The sequence below is a fragment of the Kitasatospora sp. MBT66 genome (assembly GCF_000710405.2).
Lineage (GTDB): Bacteria > Actinomycetota > Actinomycetes > Streptomycetales > Streptomycetaceae > Kitasatospora > Kitasatospora purpeofusca.
On record NZ_JAIY01000021.1, the window covers coordinates 41,317 to 63,418 of the forward strand.

A 22,102-nucleotide genomic window follows, 5' to 3' on the forward strand; every position below is an offset into this window, starting at 1 on the left:
ACGCCGTGCGGGCGGTGCTCCCTCGGTCGGGCGCTGCTGTTCCGGGCCTGGTCGGGGCCGACGGAGGTTCGGTCTTGTGGGGAGGTGGTCGGGCTACCCCTCGACATGTTGATTGCCGTGTGACGGTGTCGCTGGCTGTTCGGTTCGGATGAGGGGATCTCTCCGGCCGGACCTGGGCACGGGACCGGTAGCCCCCCAGACCTCCGTGGTCGCACCGGCTACGGCGACGGACTCTCCCCGCGCGAGGAACAGATCCGCGACCTCCTCGCCACCGGCGTCACCGACAAGGACATCGCCGCCGCCCTCTTCCTCTCCACCCGCACCGTCGAGAACCAGGTCGCCCGCGTCCGCACCGAACTCCGCACCACCCGCGCCGACCTCACCCGAACCGGTCGGCAACACGGCGGGCAGCACGGCATGAGTTCGTCCAGCGTGCGGATGCCCTTCGGGTTGCCGTTCTGCACGATGATCGAGGTCCGGGCGACGAAGTAGTCCACGAAGTCCACGCCGGGGCGGCCCGTCGACATGACGTCCTCGCCGAGAGCGTTGCGCCGTGCGGGCGTGTCGCTGATCCCCGACATCGCCACGTCGAGAAGCCCGCGGTCGACACCGGGCATCAGGTCGTCGAACGGCGTGTCGACGATCTCGACCCGCAGACCCAGGACCCGCCCGAGGGCTTCGGCGAGGTCCGGGTCGAGGCCGTCCGGCCTGCCGTCCGCGCCACGGAACGCGACCGGCGGGTAGTTCAGGTCGGACCCGATCCGCAGGACCCCGGCGGCGCGCTGCGCCCCATCCGGTTCCGCGGCGAGAGGAGGGGCGCGTGTCACGATCCACTATCGGCATCACCTGCGCCCCGAGGCCCCGCCTTCCTCCCTCGCCGCACCTCCGTCCTGGTCCGATGTCAGTTCGTGGTCACCGGGCTGCCGCGGTGTCGGATGGAGCGTTCCGGTCAGACGGAAGGCCTCCGCTGGCCCGGCACTCGTCCGGGGCGCTCGCCGACCGTCGCCGGGTGCTCCTGGAGGACGGTCGCGTGATGCTTCGGCAGCGCCAGGACCCGGGTGCAGCCGGCCGCGGTGAGGACCCGGAGCGACAGCCGGATGCGGCCCTCGTCGCTGGAGAAGACCCAGGGGCCCGGTATCAGCAGGAGTCGGTGGGTGCCGTCGATGACCGCGCGCACGAGCGTTTCGAACTGCGGTCGGGACCGGTGGCCCCACGAGGACGGGTGGACGTCGTCGAGGTAGAACACCGGAGCGGGCAGTCCGAGGCGGGCGGCGAAGTGCCTGAGGGCTTCGCCGTCGCCGTACGCCGTCCTCGGGTTCCTCGGGGGGCGGCACAGGTAGGCGGCCGGCTGCAGGGTGGGGGAGTTGTCGGATACGCGCATGGGCTGGCTCCACGGGATTCGAGGAGATGCCGGACCCGGAGGGGGTCCGGTCGTGCGGGCGGACGGCCGATCACGGTCCCGGCGGCGTTTCCGCCCCGGCTCTCCCGTTGTGATCGGCCTTGCGGTGAAGAATACCCGGCCGATTCGGACATTCAAGAGAATGGACTCCGATGGTGGTCATTGGGTATTCGACTCTTCGCCGGGGAAATGGTGGGGAAATGATGGGTAGTGGTCCGCCGGCGAATGCGGAGCAGAGGGTGGGGGGCGGTTGCAGGTACCGCCCGGTGTCGGCGCCAGTGCCGATGGAGCGGCCCGGCCCGGTGCGGGGGAATTTCCGGGCGTGGCCCCGCCGGTCGTTCCGCGGAATCCGTCGCGGAAGGCATACGTGCGGGATCGGTGCCTCGCGGTGAATCCCCGGCCTCGACGGCCGGAAAGTCCGCGGGTGTTTCTTTGCGAGCACGACAACCAGCGATCCGCACCGGCGAAATGTGAGGGGGACACAGCGGGCGGCGAATGCAGCGCGCTTTCGGGCGCCCACCGCTCGTGACGGCCGGTGCCCGGTCGGACGGTCGGACGGCGGAGCACCGGCACGCAGGCGTCCGCGGTGCCGGGGCACAGGCCGGCGGGCACCGTGACGTACGGTCGGGGCGCCCGCCGAAGGATCAGGTGATGTCGTCCAGGCGCGCCCGGTGTTCCTGGTGCTCCGGGTGTTCCTGGCGCGGCAGGTGCACCTCGACGCTCGCGGACGGCTGGGTGGAGGCCTCGACGGCCGCCACCGCCGGTACCGGCCGCACCGTGAGGTCGACCTCCGAGGCCTCGTCGTCGTCGAGCCCGAGGTCGGGGTTGCGCCGGGCCTTGCGGCGGTCGTTGGCCACCGCGATCCCGCAGGCGAGGAAGTACAGGGCCCAGATCGGCGCGGCCAGCGCCAGCATGCTCAGCGGGTCGACGCTCGGCGTGGCGAACGCCGCGAAGACGGTGATGCCCATCACCATGCCGCGCCACCAGCCGAGCAGCCGCTTGCCGGTGACGATGCCGGTCAGGTTGAGCATCACCAGCAGCAGCGGGAACTCGAAGGCCAGGCCGAAGACCAGGACCAGCCGGGTGGCGATGTCGAAGTAGTCGTCGGGCGGCAGGATCGGCGTGGTGTTGTCGGGGGTGAACGACATGAGCATCCGGACCGTCGTCGGCAGCAGCACCATCGCCAGGCCGACCCCGGCCAGGAACAGCGGGGCGCCGCAGGCGACGAAGATCCGGGTGTACTTGCGCTCGTTGCGGTGCAGACCGGGCGCGACGAAGGCCCAGACCTGGTAGAGCCAGACCGGGACGGTGGCCACCACGCCGGTGGTCAGGGCGACCTTGAGCATCCAGTTGAAGCCGGCGGTGAGGCCGATGGTCGAGACCTGCGCGCACTTCTCCTTGCCCGCGGCGAGGATCTCCGGGGTGCAGCGGAGCGGCTGCAGCAGGAAGTCCTCGATCCTCTTGTGGAAGACCAGCGCGACGACCGTGAACAGCACGATCGCCAGGACCGACTTGGCCACCCGGTTGCGCAGCTCCCGCAGGTGGTCGGCGAGGGCCATCCGGCCCTCGGGGTCCTTGGACGCCTTGGGCGCGCCGAGCGCCTTGGAAGTCTTCGCTACCTTGATCAGCTTGCTCAACCCGGACCTCGGCTGGTGTTCGGAGGCCCGCCCGTCGGCGGGCCCCGGGCGGATCCGCGCCGAGGCGGGACCGGACAAGAGCTCGCGGCGCCGCCGGCCCGCGGGCGACGGCCCGCGGTGGTGTTGATGGTCCGGACGGGAGCGCCGCCGGTACGCGAAGTCTGCGGGCTGCCCGGTCCGCCCGTCAATGCTCCCTTCCGGTGGGACCGTCCCGGCTGCCCAGAAGCTTGCCACGGGGTCGATGGTTACGTAAACATATTCGAAGGGGCAGGCCCACTGCCGCACCGCACCCCTTCCCACAGGAGCAAGACGCGCATGCCCGTTCTCCAGACAGACCAGGCCGGTTTCCTGCTCGACGGCCAACCCTTCCGGCTGCTGTCCGGTGGGCTCCACTACTTCCGGGTCCACCCCGCGCAGTGGGCGGACCGGCTGCACAAGGCCCGGCTGATGGGCCTCAACACCGTGGAGACCTACGTGCCCTGGAACCTCCACCAGCCCCGGCCGGAGCAGTTCCGGCTGGACGGCGGGCTCGACCTGCCCCGGTTCGTCGAACTGGCCGCCGCCGAGGGCCTGCACGTGCTGCTGCGCCCCGGCCCCTACATCTGCGCCGAGTGGGAGGGCGGCGGCCTCCCGTCCTGGCTGCTCGCCGAACCCGACATCCGGCTGCGCTCCCGCGACCCCCGGTTCCTGGCCGCCGTGGACGACTACTTCCGCCGCCTGCTCACCCCGCTCCTGCCCCACCTGGCCTCGCGGGGCGGTCCGATCCTGGCCGTCCAGGTGGAGAACGAGTACGGGGCGTTCGGCGAGGACACCGCGTACCTGGAACACCTCGCCGACGCGCTGCGACGCTGCGGGATCGACGTGCCGCTGTTCACCTGCGACCAGCCGTCGGACCTCGAACGCGGCGCGCTGCCCGGCGTGCTCGCCACGGCCAACTTCGGCAGCCGCGCCGCCGAGCACCTGGCCGAGCTGCGCCGCAAACGGCCCGACTCGCCGCTGCTGACCACGGAGTTCTGGATCGGCTGGTTCGACCGCTGGGGTGCCGGGCACGTGGTCCGCGACCCGGACGACGCGGCCCGCGAGCTGGACGAGCTCCTCTCCGCCGGCGCCTCGGTCAACTTCTACATGTTCCACGGCGGCACCAACTTCGGTTTCACCAACGGCGCCAACGACAAGCACACCTACCGGCCGACCGTGACCTCCTACGACTACGACGCGCCGCTCGACGAGGCCGGGGACCCGACCGCGAAGTACCACGCCTTCCGCGAGGTCCTCGCCAAGCACGCCCCCGTGCCCGAGGAGCCGGTGCCCGCGCGCGGCCCCAAGCTCGCCCTCCCCCCGGTCGTGCTCGGTGAGAGCGCCGAACTGCTGCCGAACGCCGCCGCCCTGGCACCGGCCGTCCGCTCGCCCCGGCCGCTCACCATGGAGGAACTGGCACAGGACTTCGGCTTCGTGCTCTACGAGACCGTGCTGCCGGCCGCCGGCCCGGTCCTGCTGGAGGTCGAGCAGGTCCGCGACCGCGCCCAGGTCTTCGTCGACGGGCGGCCCGTGGGCGTCCTGGAGCGGGAGAACCACGAGCACGCCCTGGCCTTCACCACCCCCGCCGCCGGGAGCACCCTCACCGTCCTGGTGGAGAACCAGGGGCGGGTCAACTACGGCCCCGGCATCCACGACCGCAAGGGACTGCTGGGCAAGGTCCTGCTCGACGGGGCCGAACCCGCCGAATGGAGCTGCCGCCCGCTCCCGTTGACCAGCCTGGCGGACGTGCCCTTCGCCGCCGGTGCGCCGACGCCCGTCGGGCCCGCCTTCCACCGCGGCGGCTTCGAGGTCGCCGCGCCCGCCGACACCTTCCTCCACCTGGAGGGCTGGACCAAGGGCAACGCCTGGGTCAACGGCTTCCCGCTCGGCCGCTACTGGTCCCGGGGGCCGCAGCGTTCGCTGTACGTGCCCGCGCCGGTCCTGCGGGCCGGGACCAACGAGGTCGTGGTGCTCGAACTCCACTCCGCGCACCGCGCCCGCGCGGTCGAGTTCCGCGGGACGCCGGACCTCGGCCCGATCGGGGAGTGACGGCGGAGCGGCCGGACGACGGGTTGTGCGACCCGGCGTCCGGCCGCCCCGGAGGGCCGCCGGCCGGTCGGCCCGTGGGACGCGTCCTTCGGCGCCCCCGTCAGCGCCCCGTCAGCGCCGCCCGCCCGGCCTCTGCCGAGTCACGGCGGCGCCCGGCCTCGGGGCCGCCGTGCTCGCCCGCTCGACCAGGGTGGTCGGCACCAGCCGGACGCCCGTCACCGTCTCGCCGCGCAGCTCCCGCAGCGCCGCGTCCACGCACAACTCGCCGACCCGGGCAAAGTCCTGACGCATCGTCGTCAGCGGCGGAATGAAGGAGGCCGCCTCCGGGATGTCGTCGAAGCCGACCACGCTCACGTCCTGCGGGACCCGCAGGCCCCGCTCGTGGAAGGCCCGCAGCACGCCCAGGGCCATCTGGTCGTTGGCGACGAACACGGCGGTGCAGTCGGCCTGTTCGGCGAGCCGCAGCCCTGCCCGGTACCCGGACTCGGGCGTCCAGTCGCCGCGCTGCGCCGGCGGCACCCGTCGTCCCTCCTCGCGCAGCACCGCCTGCCAGGCGTCCGACCGGCGGTCCGCCGCGAAGGACTCCTCGGGGCCCGAGACATGCCAGACCGTCTCGTGCCCCAGGTCGAGCAGGTGCTGCACGGCGGTACGGGCCCCCTGCCGCTGGTCGGTGTCGACGACGGGGAAGCGCCCGGTGGCGTCGGAGTCGACCACGACCACCTTGACGTGCGGCGGCAGGGTCAACGCGGTCGTGTCGAGCAGATGCACCTCCATGATGAGGACGACGGCGTCGACGGCCAGTTCGTCGAGCCGGGTGAAGGCGCCGCGGACGTTGTCCTGGGTCGGGGCGTCGAGGGGGATCAGGGTGACGGCGTAGCCGGCGCGGGCGGCCGAGCCCGCGATCGCCTCCAGGGTCCGGACGTTGCCGGTGCTGGAGAGGCCCATGGTGATCACGCCGATCGCCCGGAACTCCCCGCGCTTGAGGGCGCGGGCGGCGCTGTTGGGCCGGTAGCCGAGCTCCTTCATGGCGTCCAGCACCTTCTGGCGGGTGCTGTCGATGACGGCCGGGTCGCCGTTGGAGACGCGCGAGACCGTCTGCGAGGAGACCCCGGCGAGGGCGGCGACGTCCGCCATCGAGACCCGGCGGGCCCGGCCCCGGCCGCGCCCGCCGCCGGCTGCCCCGCCGGCCTCCCCGCCTGCCTCCGGCCCGGATCCCGCGCCCCCCGCGCCCGTGCCGGCCGACCGGTCGCTCGTCTGCATGCCCCTCACCGGATTCCTCTCGTTCGTCTCTGCTTCGTGCTTGACGCTCCTCATCGGGAGTGCCACGATCGCCACACCGATGATTACGTAAACATCCTTCGTTGGCCAGTCGCCGCGGAGCCGTTCACCGGTCCCCGGCCACTCGCCACCCGTCCTCCGCCACCGCACTTTCCGGTCACCGATGCAAGGACCCCCGCCATGACGCTCCTTTCGACGCGCGCGACGGAAGCACCACCGCCGCGCCGACCACGTCCCCGCCTCCGGCTGCGCAAGGAGGCCCTCGTGGGCTGGGGGTTCGCCGGCCCGTTCGTCGCGGTGTTCGGCCTCGTCCTCCTCGCCCCGATCGGGTACGCGCTGTACCTGAGCCTCTTCAAGGACCGGCTCATCGGGGGCACCTCCTTCGTCGGCCTGGAGAACTACGGCGAGGCGCTCGCCGACACCCGCTTCTGGGAGGGCCTGGCCAGGGTAGGGCTCTTCCTGCTGGTCCAGGTGCCCGTGATGCTGGGTGTCGCGCTGCTGGTCGCACTCGCGATCGACAGCGGCCGACTCTACGGCAGGACGTTCTTCCGGGTCGCGGTGTTCCTCCCGTACGCCGTCCCCGCCGTCGTCGCCAGCCTGATCTGGGGCTTCATGTACGGCACCCGCTTCGGCCTGGTCGGCAACATCAACGACGCCCTCGGCGTCACCCTGCCCGACCCGCTCTCGCCGTCCCTGGTCCTCGCCTCCATCGGCAACATCGTGACCTGGGAGTTCGTCGGCTACAACATGCTGATCTTCTACTCCGCCCTCAAGGTCGTCCCCCGCTCGCTCTACGAGGCGGCGGCGATCGACGGCGCGGGGGAGTGGCGGGTGATCGCCTCCGTCAAACTGCCGGCCATCCGCAGCGCCCTGGTGATCGCGACGATCTTCTCGATCATCGGCAGCTTCCAGCTCTTCAACGAGCCCAGCATCCTCCAGAAGCTCGCCCCCAACGCGATCACCAGCGACTTCACCCCCAACCTCTACACCTACTCGCTGTCCTTCGCGGGCCAGCAGCACAACTACGCGGCCACCGTGGCCATCGTGATGGGCGTGATCACCGCGGTCATCGCCTACACCGTCCAGCTGCGCGGCATGCGGAAGGGCTGAGCCGATGACCACCCCTCCCGTCCCCGCGCCCGCAGCGGCGGCCACCCCCGCCACCTCCGCGTCCGACTCCACCCCCTCCGTGTCCAGTTCCACCACCACTGCGTCCATGACCGCACCGGCCGACCGCGCCACCACCACCGGCGCCCCGTCCGCCGCACGCTCCGATCCGAAGCGCCGCCGGCCGAGCCCCCGCACCCCCCTGAGCCCCCGCCCGAGCGTCCCGCTCACCCTGCTCACCGCGCTGGTCCTGGTCTACACCCTGCTCCCGCTCGCCTGGCTGTTCATCAACGCGACCAAGGACCAGAAGGGGTTGATGAACTCCTTCGGACTCTGGTTCGCCGACGACGTCAACCTGTGGGACAACATCACCCGGACCCTCACCTACGACGACGGCGCCTTCGTCCGCTGGCTGCTCAACACCCTGCTCTACGTGGCCGCCGGCGCGGGCGGCGCCACCGTCCTCGCCGTCCTCGGCGGCTACGCGCTCGCCAAGTTCGCCTTCCCGGGCCGCCGGGCGGTCTTCGCGGTCGTCATCGGGGCCGTGGCCGTACCCGGCACCGCGCTGGCCGTGCCCACCTTCCTGATGTTCAGCAGGATGGGGCTCACCAACACCCCGTGGGCCGTCATCATCCCCTCCCTGATCTCCCCGTTCGGCCTCTACCTGATGTGGGTGTTCGCCGCCGAGGCCGTGCCCACGGAACTCCTGGAGGCCGCCCGGATCGACGGCTCCGGCGAACTGCGCACCTTCTTCCGCATCGCCCTGCCGCTGCTGATGCCGGGGACGGTGACCGTGCTGCTGTTCTCGATGGTCGCGACCTGGAACAACTACTTCCTGCCGCTGATCATGATCAAGGACCCCGACTGGTACCCGCTCACCCTCGGGCTCAACGCGTGGAACGCCCAGGCGCAGACCGCCGGCGGCGAGCCCGTCTTCGACATCGTCATCACCGGGTCCCTGCTCACGATCGTCCCGATCGTGGCGGTGTTCCTGCTGCTCCAGCGCTACTGGCAGTCCGGCCTGGCCGCGGGCAGCGTCAAGGAGTGACTGCACCACCCCCACCGCTTCCTCTCCCGCCTGCACCACCCTCACCCTCTCCCACCCTCGTCCTCAGGAGCTCCCGCATGCGCATGCGCACCCCCGTCACCCGCAGACTGCTCGGCGCCGTCGCCGTGGTGTCCGCACTCGCCCTCGGCGCAACGGCCTGCGGCTCCGGCGGCACGGACGACGGCTCCGCCTCCGCGGGACCGAAGGACGTCGCCGCCGCGCTGGAGAAGGGCGGCAGGGTGACGGTGTGGGCCTGGGAACCCACGCTGAAGAAGGTCGCGGAGGACTTCGAGAAGAAGTACCCGAAGGTGGATGTGGAGCTGGTCAACGCGGGCACCGGCGACAAGCAGTACACCGCCCTGCAGAACGCGATCGCGGCCGGCTCCGGAGCCCCCGACGTGGCGCAGATCGAGTACTACGCCCTCGGCCAGTTCGCGATCGGCAAGTCCGTCGAGAACCTCGCCCCGTACGGAGCGGACAAGCTCGCCTCCGGCTTCACCCCCGGCCCGTGGAACGCCGTCCACCGGGACGGGGCCGTCGACGCCCTGCCGATGGACTCCGGCCCCATGGCGCTCTTCTACAACAAGAAGGTCTTCGACCAGCACGGCATCGCCGTGCCGACCACCTGGGACGAGTACGTGGAGGCGGCCCGTGCCCTCCACAAGGCCGACCCCAAGCTCTTCATCACCAACGACACCGGTGACGCGGGCTTCGCCACCAGCCTGATCTGGCAGGCCGGGGGCCGCCCCTACAAGAGCAAGGGCACCGACGTCACCGTCGACTTCGGCGACCAGGGCACCAGGACGTACGCCGGCACCTGGCAGAAGCTCCTCGACGAGAAGCTGGTCGCGCCGATCAGCTCCTGGAGCGACTCCTGGTACAAGGGACTGGCCGACGGCACGGTGGCCACCCTGGCCATCGGCGCCTGGATGCCGGCCAGCTTCGTCTCCGGTGTGGCGGCCGCGTCCGGCGACTGGCGGGTCGCCCCGCTCCCGCAGTGGACCAAGGGCGGCACGGCGAGCGCGGAGAACGGCGGCAGCTCGCTGGCCGTGCCGAGGGCCGCCAAGAACAAGGAACTCGCCTACGCCTTCACCGAGTTCGCCACCACCGGCGCGGGCGCGAGCACCCGGGTCGCCGCGGGGGCCTTCCCCGCGACCCGGGCCGACCTGGAGTCGCCGGCCTTCCTGGACGCCGACTTCCCGTACTTCGGCGGGCAGCAGGCGAACCGGATCTTCGCGGACTCCGCCCGCAACGTCGGCGCCGACTGGTCCTACCTGCCCTTCCAGGTGTACGCCAACTCGGTCTTCAACGACACCGTCGGCAAGGCGTACGTCTCCTCCACCACGCTCGCGGCCGGCCTGAACGCCTGGCAGGAGACCAGCGTCAAGTACGGCAAGGACCAGGGGTTCACGGTCAACAAGTAGCCGTCGTGGGCCAGTTGCCGCCCCGTCCCCCGCCCTGTCGGTCGACTCCGGCAGGGCGGGGCCGATGCCGTCCGGTGTGCGGCTGCCCCAGCTAGGCTCCCTGTGCTGCCCGGTCAACCCCCAGGTGGGCGGCCCGGTCCGGGGAGTACGCCGCCCCGTTGGTAGCGTGCGTCACCGTGATACGCCCATGGTTCCTGTCGTTGCTGTTCGTGCTCTGCGGCTCGTTCGTCGCCGCCGGGCTGCTCCTCTCCGGCAGCCCCGGCGCGGCCGCGGGGCTCCTGCTGGCGTTCCTGGCGCTCGCCGGCGTGAACTCGCCCCTGATCTTCCCGAGGTCGGTCGCCGCGGCGGAGGCGCAGCGCCGCAGCGCGGTCGACGGCCGACCGGTCGTCTACTGGCGTCCGGGCTGCAAGTACTGCATCCGGCTGCGCATCCGGCTGGGCCGTAGCGCCCGCCGCCTTCACTGGGTCGACATCTGGCGGGACCCGGCGGGTGCCGCCGTGGCGCGGGCGGCCAACGACGGCAACGAGACCGTGCCGACGGTCGTCGTGGCAGGTCGGTCCCACACCAACCCCGATCCCGAATGGGTGCGCGAACAGCTCTCCCGATCCGTGTGATCCACGGTGTCCGTACGGGACGGAACGTCTTTGTGCCTTCTTCGTGGATGGGCATGGACCTGTCATCAGTCGTCTGCGAGGCTTCTTCTGCTACCCCGGTTCCTCTGTCCTCTCGATCAGAAGGAGCACAGACCGTGGCACGGATCTCCCGTAGGACCTCTGTCGCCGTAGCGGCGGCAGCCATGATCGGCGGTGCGCTGTTCTCCGCGCCCGCCGCCTCGGCCACCGACCAGGCCGTCCGGGCAGGGCTCGGCTCGTACCTGCAGAACATCAACAGCGGCAAGTGCCTGAGCCCGGCCGGTGGCGGCGGGGCCAACAACACGCCCACCGTCATCTACAACTGCGACTCCGACGCGTCCCGCCAGTGGTACCTGGTCAACAAGGGCAACAACACCTGGCAGGTGCTCAACATCAACAGCGGCAAGTGTCTGAGCCCGGCGGGTGGTGCCGGCGGCAACAACACGGCCACCGTCATCTACCTCTGCGACGACGACTCGTCGCGGTTGTGGTACTTCAGCGGCACCTACCTGGTGAACTACAGCAGCGGCAAGTGCCTGAGCCCGGCCGGTGGCGGCGGGGCCAACAACACGCCCACCGTCATCTACAACTGCGACTCCGACCCGTCCCGCGCCTGGCGGCCGGCGTTCTGACCCCGGCCGACGGTCACTGACCCGCTGCGGTGGGGTCGGCGCCCGGAGTGGTGCCCGCCCCACCGCGAGCGGCGACGGCCGCAATGCGGAGGAACCACCCCGAGCCGGCTGGCCGGCGGGGCGATGGGGAGCGCGGTCTGCCGTTGTGCCTTCGACGGGCACGGGCCCGGTGTAGTTTCGGTTCCTGGTGTGCGTCTTCGGGCGGTACTGGACGTCGCGTTCGGGTTCGGGGGGACCGGGCGGCCCCTGACGACCCGATTCCTTCGGGCGGGGGAGAAGAAGGTGAGGTGTCAGGTCCATGATGGAACCGGTAGATCCGGCCGTCCCGCAGCCTCGGTGGATGGCTCGCCCCGATGCGGTCCTGCGGGGGGAGGAGGTCGGTGCCGGACCGACCTACCTCCTGCTCCATGCCGGAGGTGAACGCCGCAAGGTGTGGGCTCCCGTCAGCGAGGTCCTCGTCGGGGCCGGCTTCCGCTGCGTCGCCTACGACCAGCGGGGCCACGGCGACAGTGACGGCCGTCCGCAGGCGCTGGCCCCGTGCGCGGAGGACATCGCCGCGATGCTCCTGGCCGAGCCGCCGGGCGCCGTGGTCGTCGGCGCCTCGCTGGGCGGACTCGCCGCCGTCGCCGCCCTCGCCGATCCGGCGACGCGGGCACGAGTGGCAGGACTGGTGCTGGTCGATGTCGTCCCCTGCCTCGACCTCGCCCGGGTCCGCCGCTTCCTCGCCGCAGGCGGCCTGACCGGCGCCTACACCCTGCTCGTCGAGGACATCCTCGGCCAGGTCCCGCGGCTCCGGCGGATCACCGCGGAACTCGACCTCCCCGTCCTGCTCGTCCACGGTGACACCGGCTCCTCGGTCACCGCCGAGGACATCGACCAGCTGCTGCGCCTGGCTCCGCGCACCACCGTCCGGCCCGTCCAGGGCGCCGGACACCTCATCGCCCGCGAGCAGCCCGCGGCCCTGGCCCGGACCATCGTCGCCGTCACCACGGCGTGGCACGGGACGCAGTGATCGCGGGCTCGTGGGTGGAGCCCGGGCCCGCGCGCCAGACCCTCCGGGGATCTCCGTGCGCCTGAGGCCGCGTCTGTCAGCGGCCGCAGGCCCTCGACGTTCTCCAGGGCGGTGCCATGGAGGTGACCCCTTGGAGCGAATCGACCCCGCCGCCGCCGTCGTCCGACTCGCCGAACGTCCCGGACGGGTGCACGACGTGCGCCGGCCGATCCCCGAGCGCGTCGCGGGCCGCCGCCGAGCCTGATGCCCGGGGTCGACGTGCCCACTGATCCGTACCACCTGCGGGAACGCACCCACCTGCTGGAGCTCTTCGCCCTCCGGCACGACCAGGGACCGTGCGTCGACTGCTCCCGCACCGGCACCGCGCGCGCACCGGTCAGTCCGGGGACGGGCCGGCGGGGGCGAAGGCGAGGGCGGTGTTGTGGCCGCCGAATCCGGCCGAGGTGCTCAGCGCGAGCCGGAGGCGTTGGCGGCGGGGGCCGTCGAGGACCAGGTCGATCCCGCCGGTGTCCCGGTCGGGGAGGGCGAACCCCGCTGTTCCGGGCACGAGTCGGTGTTGCACGGTGAGAACCGTCAGGGCTGCCTCGATGGCGCCGGCGGCGCCCATCGTATGGCCGAGCACGCCCTTGGCGGAGGTGACCGACGGGGGGCGCCGGGCGAAGAGGCGGTGGATCAGGCGGGCCTCCGCGGAGTCGTTGAGCGGGGTGCTGGTGCCGTGCGCGTTGATGTGGTCGACGTCGCCGAGGCCGGCCCCGGCCTCGGCGAGGGCCAGTCGGACGGCTTGTTCGAGACCGCGGGCGTCCGGGTGCGGTGCGACCGGGTGGAAGGCGTCGGCGGCCGTCCCGGCGCCGACCAGCAGCGCCCTGGGGGCGGCCCGGCGCGAGGCCGCGTCCGGCAGGCGTTCCAGGACGAGGAAGCCCGCCCCCTCGCCGATGACGAAGCCGTCGCGGTCCGCGTCGAACGGACGGGAGGCACGGGTGGGATCGGTGTTGCGGGAAAGGGCCTTCATCCTGGCGAACCCGGAGACGCAGACCGGAGTGATCATGGCGTCGGTGCCGCCGGCCAGGGCGATGTCGCAGGCTCCGGTGCGGAGCAGCAGGGCCGCGGTGTGGATGGCGGTGGCCCCGGAGGCGCAGGCGGTGGCGGTGTGCATCACCGGGCCCGTCGTGCCGAATTCGATGGCGAGCCGGCCCGCGGCCATGTTCGGCAGGAAGGCGGGAAGCGCCGCGGGGGACACGGCTGCGGGTCCCAGGGTGCGCAGGCGCTCCGCCGCGTGCTCGTAACTGCCCACGCCTCCGGCCGCGGAGCCGAGGACCACCGCGACCCGTGCGCCGTGCCAGCGTGCGGGATCGAGGCCCGCGTCCGCGACGGCTTCCCGGGCCGCGGCGAGGGCGAAGCGGGTGGCGCGGTCCAGCTGCCAGGAGCGGCGTTCTCCGGCCTGCGTCGCGGAGTCCCCGGGGACCCGGCAGGACAGTATGACGGGCAGGCCGGTGAGCGCCGGGTCGGGGGCGGCTGTGCCGACGGCTCCCAGGACACCGCGCCAGGTCGGCCCGGCTCCGTGGCCGGCCGGGGTGACCAGGCCGATCCCGGTGACGGCGAGCGGTGGGTGGGCCGTGCTCATTCGGATCGGTCGGGCTCTTGGGCGGACTGCGCGAGCAGGGTCTCGATGCGGTCGACGAGTCGGCCCACCGTCACATCGCCGGTGGAGTCGCGGTCGTCGTCCAGGGGCACACCCCAGTGGTCCTGGAGGCTGAAGACCAGTTCGACCCGGGCGAGGGAGTCGAGGTCGAGGTCCCCGAGGGCGGCATCGTCGTGGATCGAGCCGGGCGGCGCCTCGAACTTCTCGGTGAGCAGGGTGACCAGGTGTTCGCGGACGGGGTTCACGGTGGGCTGACCTCCTGGTGGTCGTGGAGCGGGGGGCGGGGTTCGGGGGCGGCCGTCCGCACGGGTGCGTCCGGCCACAGCAGGGTCACGGACGCCCAGGTGAGGCCGCCGCCGAAGGCGGTGAGCAGGGTGCGGGCGCCCGGGGCGCAGGCGTGCCGGGCGGCGGCGTCCGCGAGGGCGAGCGGTACGGAGGCGCCGGCGGTGTTGCCGACCTCGCGGATGTTGCCCAGGCGGTGCCGCGGCGGGACGCCGAGGCGGTCGGCAACGGCGTCCAGGATCCGCTGATTGGCCTGGTGCCCGATGAAGGCCCGGACCTCCTCGGGCCGCCAGCCGGTGGTGGCGAGCACGGCCTCGGAGGAGGAGGTCATGCGGCGTACGGCGTGGGCGTAGACCTGGCGTCCGCGCATCCGGAAGCAGCGGTCGCCGTGTCCGGGGGTGTCGATGCCAATGCCGGTGTCGATGCCGGTGGCGGTGTCGATGCCGATGCCGATGCCGGTGGCGGCGGCGGGCAGCCGCGAGCCGCCTGCGGCGACGGTGATCAGGTCGCTTCCACCGCCGTCGCTTCCCCAGTCGGTCTCCAGCACGGCCCCGGGCTCGTCGGCGTCCCCGAGACGGAGCGCCACCGCGGCGGCGGCGTCGCCGAACAGCGGTGCGGTGTCGCGGTCGAAGGGGTCGACGATCGTCGAGTACTTCTCGGCGGCGACCACCAGGGGTGCCCGGCAGGTCCCGCTGCGGAGCAGGGCGGAGGCCGTGACCAGGCCGTAGAGGAAGCCCGAGCAGACGGCCGCGAGGTCGAACGCGGGGACCGTTCCGAGACCGAGCCGGTGGGCGACCTCCGGTGCGGTGGCGGGGCAGGGCCGGTCCGGCGTGGTGGTGGCCAGCAGCAGCAGGTCGGGTCGTGGGACGGCGGATCCGGCGGAGTCGATCGCCGCGCGGGCGGCGGCCGTGGCGAGGTCTCCGGTGCTGACGGCGGGCCCGGCCAGCCGCCGGCGGTGGATGCCGGTGCGGCCGGTGATCCACGCATCGGTGGTGTCCAGGTTGCCACGGGCGATGACCTGGGTGTTGGTCACCACCAGGGGCGGGAGGCAGGAGCCGATGCCGGCGATCACCGCCCTGGCGCGGTCGCCGGGGGCGGAGGGCGGGGAGGTCATGGCGCTGCGAACGGGGAGGGCGGCTTGGGGGTGCCCGCGAGTCCGCCGTCGGGGACCGAGAGGCCGCCGTCCAGGGCGATCGCCTGCCCGGTGAGGAAGGCGGACGCGGGCGAGGCCAGGAACAGCGCCGCTGCGGCGACCTCCTCCGGTTCGGCCCAGCGCCCCAGGGGAACGTGGGCCAGCAGCCAGTCGCTGAGCGCGGCGTCGCTGTGCACGGCGGCCGTCATGTCGGTGCGGACCCAGCCGGGACAGAGGGCGTTGACCCGGATGCCGCTGCGGGCCCAGCCGGCGGCGAGACTGCGGGCGAGGGAGACCTGGGCGGCCTTGGTCGCGGCGTACGCCTCCATCATGGGCGTGCCGACCAGACCCGCGACGGAGGACATCAGCACCAGGCTGGCGCCGTCGGACCGCTCCAGGTACGGGTGGGCGTGGCGGCAGATCGCCGCGGTGGCGTTGAGGTTGACCGAGACGACCTCGTCCCAGGCGGCCTGGGGGAGGTGCTGCAGCGGTGCGAGGAGCGTGCTTCCGTCGGGGTTGGTGGGCAGGACGCCGGCGTTGTGGACGACGATGTCGAGGCCGCCCAGGGCCTCGGCGGCGAGGTCGACGAGGACGGCCCGGCCGGTGTCGGCGAGATCGCCGGGCACCAGGACCGGGGACGCCCCGTAGCGGAGCACCTGGTCGACGGTGTGCTTCAGCGCGGGCGCGGTGCGGGCGGAGAGGGCCAGTCGGGCGCCGGCCTGGGCGAGCGCGACGGCCACGGCCCGGCCGATGCCGCGGGAGGCGCCGGTCACCAGCGCGCGGCGGCCGTCGAGGCGGAAGTGGTCGAGGACGGTCATGGGGCTTCCTCCGGTTTCCGGCGGGGTGTCAGTCGGCGCTTCGGGCGGGCGCGCGCAGGGAGCGCGCCCCCGTCCAGGTGAGCAGGGTGCTGCCCCAGGTCAGGCCGGCGCCGAAGACGCAGACGAGCACGCGCGCCCGGTCGGCCAGCAGCCCCCGGGCGGCGGCGTCGGCGAGTGCGAACGGGGCTGAGGCCGCGCCGATGTTGCCCGTGAGGTCCCCGGTGATGTGCAGGCGTTCGGCCGGGATGCCGATCCGGTCCGCGACGGTGCGCAGGAGCACGGGATTGGGCTGGTGGGTGATGAAGGCGTCGACGTCGTCGAGGCCGAGACCGTGGTGGGTGAGGGCGTGCTCCACCAGGCGGGGGAAGATCTCGGTGATGAAGTCGCGTACGGCGCGGCCGTCCATGTGGATGTGGTGCAGCCCCGCGTCCAGGCTCGCCGTCCCGGCGGGGATCCGGCTGCCGCCGGCGGGGATGAGCACGTGGTGCGCGCCGCGGCCGTCCGAGCCGAGGTGGAAGTCGTGGAAGCCGCCGTCCCCGTCGACGGGGCCCAGGACCGCCGCGGCGGCGCCGTCGGCGAACAGGACGGCGGTGCCGCGTTGGGTGGGGTCGACGAACTTCGAGTAGGCCTCGACGCCGACGACCGCCGCGTGCCGGGCACCGGGCGTCGTGGCCAGCCAGGCGTGGGCGACCTTGGCGGCGAACAGCCAGCCGGAGCAGGCCGCGCTGACGTCGAGGGCGACGGCGTTGGTGGCGCCTGTCAGGGCCTGGACGCGGCAGGCGGTGGCCGGTCCGAGCTCGTCCGGTGTGGAGGTGGCCGCGACGACGAGGTCGAGCCGGTCCGGCGCGACTTTGGCGGCTTCGCAGGCGGCCAGTACGGCGGCTGCCGCCAGGTCCGAGGCGGCCTCGTGGGGTGCGGCCCGGTGCCGTTCGGTCACGCCGGTGCGTTCGGTGATCCAGGTGGCCGAGACACCGGCGGGCGGGCCGACCTCGTGGTTGTCGCGCACCGTGGCGGGCAGGTGGGTGCCCATGCCGAGGACGCCGATGCCGGGGGATCCGCTCCGGTTCACGAGGTGCTCCAGGTGCGTTCGTCGGCGTCGGTGGCGGCGCCGTGGGCGGTGAGGAGTGCGGCGGTGCAGTCGGGCCCGTCCAAGGGGGTCCGGGCGACGGCGGCGCCGGGGTCGAGGGCGGCCACGATGTCCGGCAGGGCCCGGTGCAGCCGGTCGCACAGGGCGTCCATGGCCGCGGGCAGGCCGCGGACGGTGGAGGGTGCGAGCACGCCGGCGGTCAGCAGGGGGCCGGCCAGGCGTCGGGCCTGGCGGAGGCCGTCGAGCGCGGCGAGGTCGTCCGCCTGCGGAACCGGCCGGTCGCGCCCGTCCGTGTCCTTGCCTCCCGCCGCGGCCTCGGCCGCGAGCCGGCGGGCCTGGACGTCACCCAGTTCCAGGGCATCCTCCAGCAGCGGGTTCCACAGCTCCAGGTCGCGGTGGCCCGCTCCGGTGTGGGAGGACCGGGCTGCGGCGAGGTCGGCGGCGAGTCTGTCCTGCAGGGCGGTGACGACCGCGGGCCACCATTCCGGGTCGGTCGGGTCGGTGGGGAGTGCGCCCGGGTCGGTCGGCGGCGGACCCGAGCGGGCCCGTTCCTCGGCTTCCTCGGCGAGGGCGCGGCCGGCGTCCAGGAGGATGAGGGTGTTGTCCCCGCCGGCGTTGTCGAAGGCTCGGGCGAACCCGAGGTAGCCCGGGAGCCGGTTGCGGTCGAAGTGGCCCGACACCCCGCAGCGGTGCTGCAGGGAGCCGATGACCTCGGCAGCGGTCCGGGTGCTGTGCGCTTTGTGGAGGGCGAGCGAGCGGTCGACCGCGGCCCAGGGGGAGAAGGCCATCGCCGGGTCCGGCCCGGCGGCGGCCCCCGAGGCGCGCAGGTCCGCCCAGGTGGACAGGGCGGCCCGGGCGGTGCGGCGCAGCGAGTGGGCCGCTGCCAGGGCTCCGACGACGGCGTGCTGCTGGGTGCGGTACTCCAGGAGCGGCCTCCCGGGCGCCAGACGTCCGTTCGACCGGCGGCCCGCGTTGAACCGCCAGGCCATCGCCGCACTGCGGCCCGACAGGGCCGCCATCGCCGACGGCAGGGTGGCCCAGAGCCCCTGACCACAGCTCAGGGTTCGCCGGAGCCGGGCGTCGGGGCCGGACAGGGGGTCGTGCAGTACGCCCGCGGGGTCGATCGCGGCGCCGTCCGCCAGCCAGCGGCCGTACGGGACGCGGGCACCGTGGAAGCGGACGAGGCCGTAGGGCAGGGGGAGCGCGTCGACCGCTATCGGGTCGGAGACGGACACGCCCGGCACCGGGCGGCCGTCCGCTCCGGTGATGTCGACGAGGAAGGAGAACACGCCCCCGTCCTGGGCGCCGGTCAGCAACCGTGCGCAGACCACCGCCTGTTGCGGCAGGCCGAACGCCGCGACGGAGGAGAACTTCGCGGCCCGACGGTCCGGGGTGTGCAGCGTGAACTCGCGGTGGACCGGGTCGAACCGGGCCTCGGTGCGGATCTCCAGGTGGCTGCTGGCCTCGCCGACCTCGGTGACCATGAAGGAGCCCTTGGTGCGGGCGTGGGCGAGCGCGCCGCCCCCGTCCGCGGCTTCGCCGCCGAGGAGGACGAGCGAGCCGACGCACAGGACGTAGTGGGACAGGAAGGTCTGGTAGAGCGAGGGGTCGGCCAGCGCCGTCGCCTCGCTGAGAGCGGCCAGAAGGGCCGGGTCGGCGACCACCTCGGCGGCGGGTGGCAGTGATGCCGCCAGGCGCGCCAGCCGCCGGTGCGCGCTGATGTCGGTGCGCAGGGCTTCGTGTCCTGCCCGGTGGTCCGCGAGGAGCTGCCCGAACTCCGTGGCCCGCCGGGGCGGGAGCAGTCCCGAGAGGCGCGTCAGGACGTCGATCGCCCGGGCCCGGTCGTCGGCCGGTCGTCCGGCGCTCATGTGTGCCTCCGCGCGGTCGTCGCGGTCGTCGCGGTCGTAGGGGTCGTCGCGGTCGGGCTGTGGTGCGACGCACCCGCGTCCGGCGCGGTGGGGGACGGGCCGGGAGGCGGGGAGGGGAGCGGCGCCGGCGGGCTGGTCGGCCATCGGCCGTCGGCGATCGGGGCCAGCGCCTCCCGGTACGGATCGATCCGCCGCACGCTGTTCGTCAAGGTGCTGCCGGTGCCCGCCTCGACGATCAGCGAGGCGTCCGTCAGGCCTGCGCCGAGCACCGCCGGCAGGTCGAAGGGCCTGATCAGACAGGCGGACAGCGCTCCCGGCAGATCGGTGTCCGACCGGTGGAACCGGCCGCTCACCACCGAGTAGACCGGTCGGCGCGGGGGAGTCAGGCGCAGCCGCCCGGCGAAGTCCGCGAACGCTCGGGCCTCGCGGGTGAGCGCCGGATGGTGGCTCATGAACGGCAGCCGCAGCCGTCGCGCCGGTATGCCGCGCGCCGTCGCCGAGCGTTCGAGGACGGAGAGCCCGCCCAGGGGCCCGGAGAGCACCGTCTCCCCGCTGTGGTTGACGCAGGCCACCACCACGGCGCCGGCGCCCGGCCCTGCCGCGGCGATCAGTCGGGCGGCTGCGGCCGGCCCCGTGCCCAGCAGCGTCATGCCGCCGCCGCGGCCGGTGAGCACCTGGCCGAGCCGGCATGCCAGGCGGGCCCCGTCGGCGGTCGAGCAGCACCCGGCCGCGGTGAGCGCGGGGATCTCGCCGAAGCTGACCGCCAGGAGGCGGTGCGCCCGGCAGCCCTCGGCTTCGAGGGCCCGGTGCACCGCCAGCGACACGCCGAACAGCGCGAGCTGTACGGTCCCGGGCGGGTCGGCGGCCAGTGCGCCGACGCTGAGCGGTGGGCTGCCGGCCAGGCGGGGGCCGATCGGCGGCACGCCGAATTCGGGGGCCACGGCGTCGGCCTCCTCGAAGACCTCGGTGACCGCGGTTGCGAGCGACCGGGCGCGGGGAAGTGTACGAAGCAGTGCCGTCAGGCCGAAATCCCCCTGACCCGGGAACATGTGTACGACACTTCCGGTGGTCGTGGGACTCTGTGGGCCGGACATCATGGATCCCGCCTCCGCCCTGAGCTGGGTTCGAAGAAACGTTCCGTCGTCCTTGATGGTGGAGTCTGCGACCGAACTCGCGGGGCCTTCCCGGCGGTCGGGCCGTCAATTGTTGGGAGGTGTCAACTTCCACTGGAATCAGCGGAGTTGATGAGGAAAAGGGCACCCGTCGAATTGGCGCGGGCGGCTAGGATGGCGCAGAGTGCGGAGCGCGACCGCGTGCCTCGGAGGCCGGGTCGGGCATCCGTCGGCACGGCCTCGAAGACCCGGCAGGAGAGCCATGGGCGTCCATCGTGTGCCGAACACCCGCCTTCGCGAACTGCTCGGCGAAGCCGAGTGGACCGGAGAACAACTGGCCCGGGCCGTCAACCGGATCGGCACGGAGTCCGGGTGCGCCCTGTCCTACGGGCGCGCCTCGGTGCACCAGTGGCTCACCGGCGTGGTGCCCCGCAAGCCCGTCACCCACCTCGTCTGCTCGGCCCTGAGCCGTCGGCTGCGACGGCCCGTCACCCTGGACGACGCCGGCTTCGGCGACTCGCAGCCGGTCCTCCCGCCACCGGTCGTCCCGCCGCCGGAACTCCCGGCAGCGCTCGTGGAGCTCGCCTCCGCGGCCGCCGCACCCGATCGCCACGGGTACCTCCTCCCGTACCGGGCGCCGTCCGTCGGCGGGGGCGTCACCGTGCGGCCGGGTCCGCTGCCGGTCCTGCTCGGGGACCTCGTCGGCCCGGTCGTGGCCGTGGGCGACGCGGGGCCCCCGGCACAGCCGGACATGCTGGAGCTGTTGCTTCCCGTCTTCTCCACGATCGACCGGGCCCACGGCGGAGGCCGGGCCCGCATCGCGCTCGCCGTGTTCCTCGCGACCACGGCGGCGCACATGCTCTCCGCGTCCGCGCCGCCGGTCCGGCGCGCCGGAATCCTCGGAGCCACCGCCCGGCTGTGCTACCTGTGCGCCTTCATGCACGCCGACGACGACCTCAACGGCCTCGCCGCCCGGTACTACCACCTCGCCCTCGACCTGGCCCGCCTCGCCGGCGACACGGCCACCCAGGCGATGACGCTACGGATCATGGCCGCCCAGGCCTACGAACTCGGCCATCGGCGGCAGAGCCTGAGACTGGCGCAGGCCGCCGCCGACTGCCGCATCAGTCCCTCGGCACCGCGCCTCCGGGCCTCCGTCCTGGGGCAGCTCGCCCTGTCCGAAGCCGCGGTCGGCGAGCGGAGGGCCGCACTGCGCCACATCGGTGGCGCCCGCGACCTCCTGGCGGACGTGACCGGCCCGCCGCCGCCGGTCGGCGACTACCACCGGGCTTCGTGGGACCACCAACGTGCCCTCGTCGAGGCCGAACTCGGCGATCCGGCCAGGGCGATCGAGTTCTTCGAGACGTCCGCCGCCCGCAGGTCGCGGACCGAGTCCCGCTCCCGTGCCGTCGTCCTGAGCAAGCTGGCCGAACGCCAGCTCGCCGCCGGGCGGGTCGAAGCCGCCTGCGCCACCTGGCACGAGTTCCTCGACGTCTACCCGATGCTGACCTCCCGGCGTGCCCGCGCGGCCAGGGCACGGATACCCGGCCTCCTGCTTCCCCACTCCCGACGGCCGGCCGCGCACCACCTCCTCCGACGCGCCGGCGCTCTCGGTCCCCGCTGAGGCGTCACGCGGTACGGGACCGCGAACGGGCTGCTCGGTCGGCCGGTGGCCGGTTGCTGGTTGCCGGGGGACGGTGCCCGGGGCGGCCTGTCGTGAGCGCGTCTCGCTCACCGACAGGCCGGTCTCGTCGGCCTGGTGGGTGGATCAGGTGTCGGCGGCGGGTTGCTGTCCGGCGTCGCGGCGGAGTTGTTCGTTGATGCGCAGGGCTTCTTCGAGTTGGTCTTCGAGGATGATGATGCGGCAGGCGGCGTCGATGGGGGTGCCCTGGTCGACGAGGTCGCGGGCGCGCATGGCGATCCGTAGT

General features: G+C 73.3%; 19 protein-coding genes and 2 pseudogenes. 9 read left to right on the forward strand and 12 right to left on the reverse strand.

The features are described 5' to 3' along the window. Positions 1-252 precede the first annotated feature (252 nt). On the forward strand, positions 253-492 hold the full coding sequence (locus BI06_RS52035) for a LuxR C-terminal-related transcriptional regulator (RefSeq protein ID WP_233290540.1): 240 nt from the start codon (positions 253-255) through the stop codon (positions 490-492). On the opposite strand, the pseudogene BI06_RS54470 reads toward BI06_RS52035, so the two are convergent. From BI06_RS54470 to tatC, 3 genes and pseudogenes are all read right to left on the reverse strand, one after another. After that, positions 441-827, reverse strand: a pseudogene (locus BI06_RS54470) (transporter substrate-binding domain-containing protein); the annotation flags it as partial. The gene BI06_RS52035 and the pseudogene BI06_RS54470 sit on opposite strands and share 52 nt — an antisense overlap. A gap of 122 nt (positions 828-949) precedes the next feature. Beyond that, on the reverse strand, positions 950-1,381 hold the full coding sequence (locus BI06_RS42680) for a hypothetical protein (RefSeq protein ID WP_043477786.1): 432 nt from the start codon (positions 1,379-1,381) through the stop codon (positions 950-952). A gap of 662 nt (positions 1,382-2,043) precedes the next feature. Beyond that, on the reverse strand, positions 2,044-2,958 hold the full coding sequence (gene tatC / locus BI06_RS42685) for a twin-arginine translocase subunit TatC (RefSeq protein ID WP_051742997.1): 915 nt from the start codon (positions 2,956-2,958) through the stop codon (positions 2,044-2,046). 393 nt (positions 2,959-3,351) lie between these two features. Here tatC and BI06_RS42690 point away from each other — a divergent pair, with 393 nt between their 5' ends. Next, complete coding sequence (locus tag BI06_RS42690) at positions 3,352-5,103, forward strand: beta-galactosidase family protein (protein ID WP_043477789.1); 1,752 nt, start codon at positions 3,352-3,354, stop codon at positions 5,101-5,103. A gap of 111 nt (positions 5,104-5,214) precedes the next feature. On the opposite strand, the gene BI06_RS42695 is transcribed toward BI06_RS42690, so the two are convergent. Then, positions 5,215-6,237: a LacI family DNA-binding transcriptional regulator gene (locus BI06_RS42695; RefSeq protein WP_037780803.1), complete on the reverse strand. Its 1,023-nt coding sequence runs from the start codon at positions 6,235-6,237 to the stop codon at positions 5,215-5,217. 324 nt (positions 6,238-6,561) lie between these two features. Here BI06_RS42695 and BI06_RS42700 point away from each other — a divergent pair, with 324 nt between their 5' ends. The 6 genes from BI06_RS42700 to BI06_RS42725 all read left to right on the forward strand — a co-directional run bounded on the left by BI06_RS42700 (position 6,562) and on the right by BI06_RS42725 (position 12,236). Beyond that, entirely contained in the window at positions 6,562-7,491 is a 930-nt protein-coding gene (locus tag BI06_RS42700; protein ID WP_043477792.1) for a carbohydrate ABC transporter permease, read from the forward strand. 106 nt (positions 7,492-7,597) lie between these two features. Beyond that, on the forward strand, positions 7,598-8,536 hold the full coding sequence (locus BI06_RS42705; RefSeq protein ID WP_043477957.1) for a carbohydrate ABC transporter permease: 939 nt from the start codon (positions 7,598-7,600) through the stop codon (positions 8,534-8,536). Positions 8,537-8,619: 83 nt separating this feature from the next. Beyond that, entirely contained in the window at positions 8,620-9,960 is a 1,341-nt protein-coding gene (locus BI06_RS42710; protein WP_043477961.1) for an ABC transporter substrate-binding protein, read from the forward strand. 176 nt (positions 9,961-10,136) lie between these two features. Then, positions 10,137-10,574 carry a glutaredoxin domain-containing protein gene (locus BI06_RS42715; RefSeq protein WP_043477795.1) on the forward strand — a complete coding sequence of 146 codons (438 nt, stop codon included), beginning with the start codon at positions 10,137-10,139 and terminating at the stop codon, positions 10,572-10,574. A gap of 134 nt (positions 10,575-10,708) precedes the next feature. Continuing rightward, positions 10,709-11,224 (forward strand): RICIN domain-containing protein, encoded by a 516-nt coding sequence (locus tag BI06_RS42720; RefSeq protein WP_158516539.1) that lies wholly within the window; start codon positions 10,709-10,711, stop codon positions 11,222-11,224. A 340-nt stretch (positions 11,225-11,564) separates the two neighbouring features. Continuing rightward, on the forward strand, positions 11,565-12,236 hold the full coding sequence (locus BI06_RS42725; protein WP_043477798.1) for an alpha/beta fold hydrolase: 672 nt from the start codon (positions 11,565-11,567) through the stop codon (positions 12,234-12,236). A 376-nt stretch (positions 12,237-12,612) separates the two neighbouring features. On the opposite strand, the gene BI06_RS42730 is transcribed toward BI06_RS42725, so the two are convergent. The 7 genes from BI06_RS42730 to BI06_RS47485 are packed head-to-tail and all read right to left on the reverse strand — an operon-like array spanning position 12,613 to position 20,111. After that, positions 12,613-13,857, reverse strand: a complete 1,245-nt coding sequence (locus BI06_RS42730; protein ID WP_043477801.1) for a beta-ketoacyl-[acyl-carrier-protein] synthase family protein — start codon at positions 13,855-13,857, stop codon at positions 12,613-12,615. After that, positions 13,854-14,120, reverse strand: coding sequence for an acyl carrier protein (locus BI06_RS42735; protein ID WP_030395382.1), 267 nt, complete (start codon positions 14,118-14,120; stop codon positions 13,854-13,856). Before BI06_RS42735 ends, BI06_RS42730 begins: the two co-directional genes overlap by 4 nt. Then, on the reverse strand, positions 14,117-15,271 hold the full coding sequence (locus BI06_RS42740) for a beta-ketoacyl-ACP synthase 3 (RefSeq protein WP_051742976.1): 1,155 nt from the start codon (positions 15,269-15,271) through the stop codon (positions 14,117-14,119). Before BI06_RS42740 ends, BI06_RS42735 begins: the two co-directional genes overlap by 4 nt. After that, the gene (locus BI06_RS42745) at positions 15,268-16,107 is read right to left on the reverse strand and encodes an SDR family NAD(P)-dependent oxidoreductase (protein ID WP_030395384.1); all 840 of its coding nucleotides are present in this window, start codon (positions 16,105-16,107) and stop codon (positions 15,268-15,270) included. Before BI06_RS42745 ends, BI06_RS42740 begins: the two co-directional genes overlap by 4 nt. 28 nt (positions 16,108-16,135) lie before the next feature. Further along, positions 16,136-17,137 carry a 3-oxoacyl-ACP synthase III family protein gene (locus tag BI06_RS42750; protein ID WP_043477968.1) on the reverse strand — a complete coding sequence of 334 codons (1,002 nt, stop codon included), beginning with the start codon at positions 17,135-17,137 and terminating at the stop codon, positions 16,136-16,138. Positions 17,138-17,172: 35 nt separating this feature from the next. Continuing rightward, positions 17,173-19,062: a hypothetical protein gene (locus BI06_RS50040; protein ID WP_149030662.1), complete on the reverse strand. Its 1,890-nt coding sequence runs from the start codon at positions 19,060-19,062 to the stop codon at positions 17,173-17,175. After that, positions 19,059-20,111 carry an acyltransferase domain-containing protein gene (locus tag BI06_RS47485; RefSeq protein ID WP_082559082.1) on the reverse strand — a complete coding sequence of 351 codons (1,053 nt, stop codon included), beginning with the start codon at positions 20,109-20,111 and terminating at the stop codon, positions 19,059-19,061. The genes BI06_RS50040 and BI06_RS47485 overlap by 4 nt, the downstream gene beginning before the upstream one ends. 325 nt (positions 20,112-20,436) lie before the next feature. On the opposite strand from BI06_RS47485, the gene BI06_RS42760 reads away from it, so the two are divergent. Continuing rightward, entirely contained in the window at positions 20,437-21,798 is a 1,362-nt protein-coding gene (locus tag BI06_RS42760) for a hypothetical protein (protein ID WP_043477806.1), read from the forward strand. A 144-nt stretch (positions 21,799-21,942) separates the two neighbouring features. Here the strand turns inward: BI06_RS42760 and BI06_RS54475 are convergent. Beyond that, positions 21,943-22,102, reverse strand: a pseudogene (locus tag BI06_RS54475) (MerR family transcriptional regulator); the annotation flags it as partial.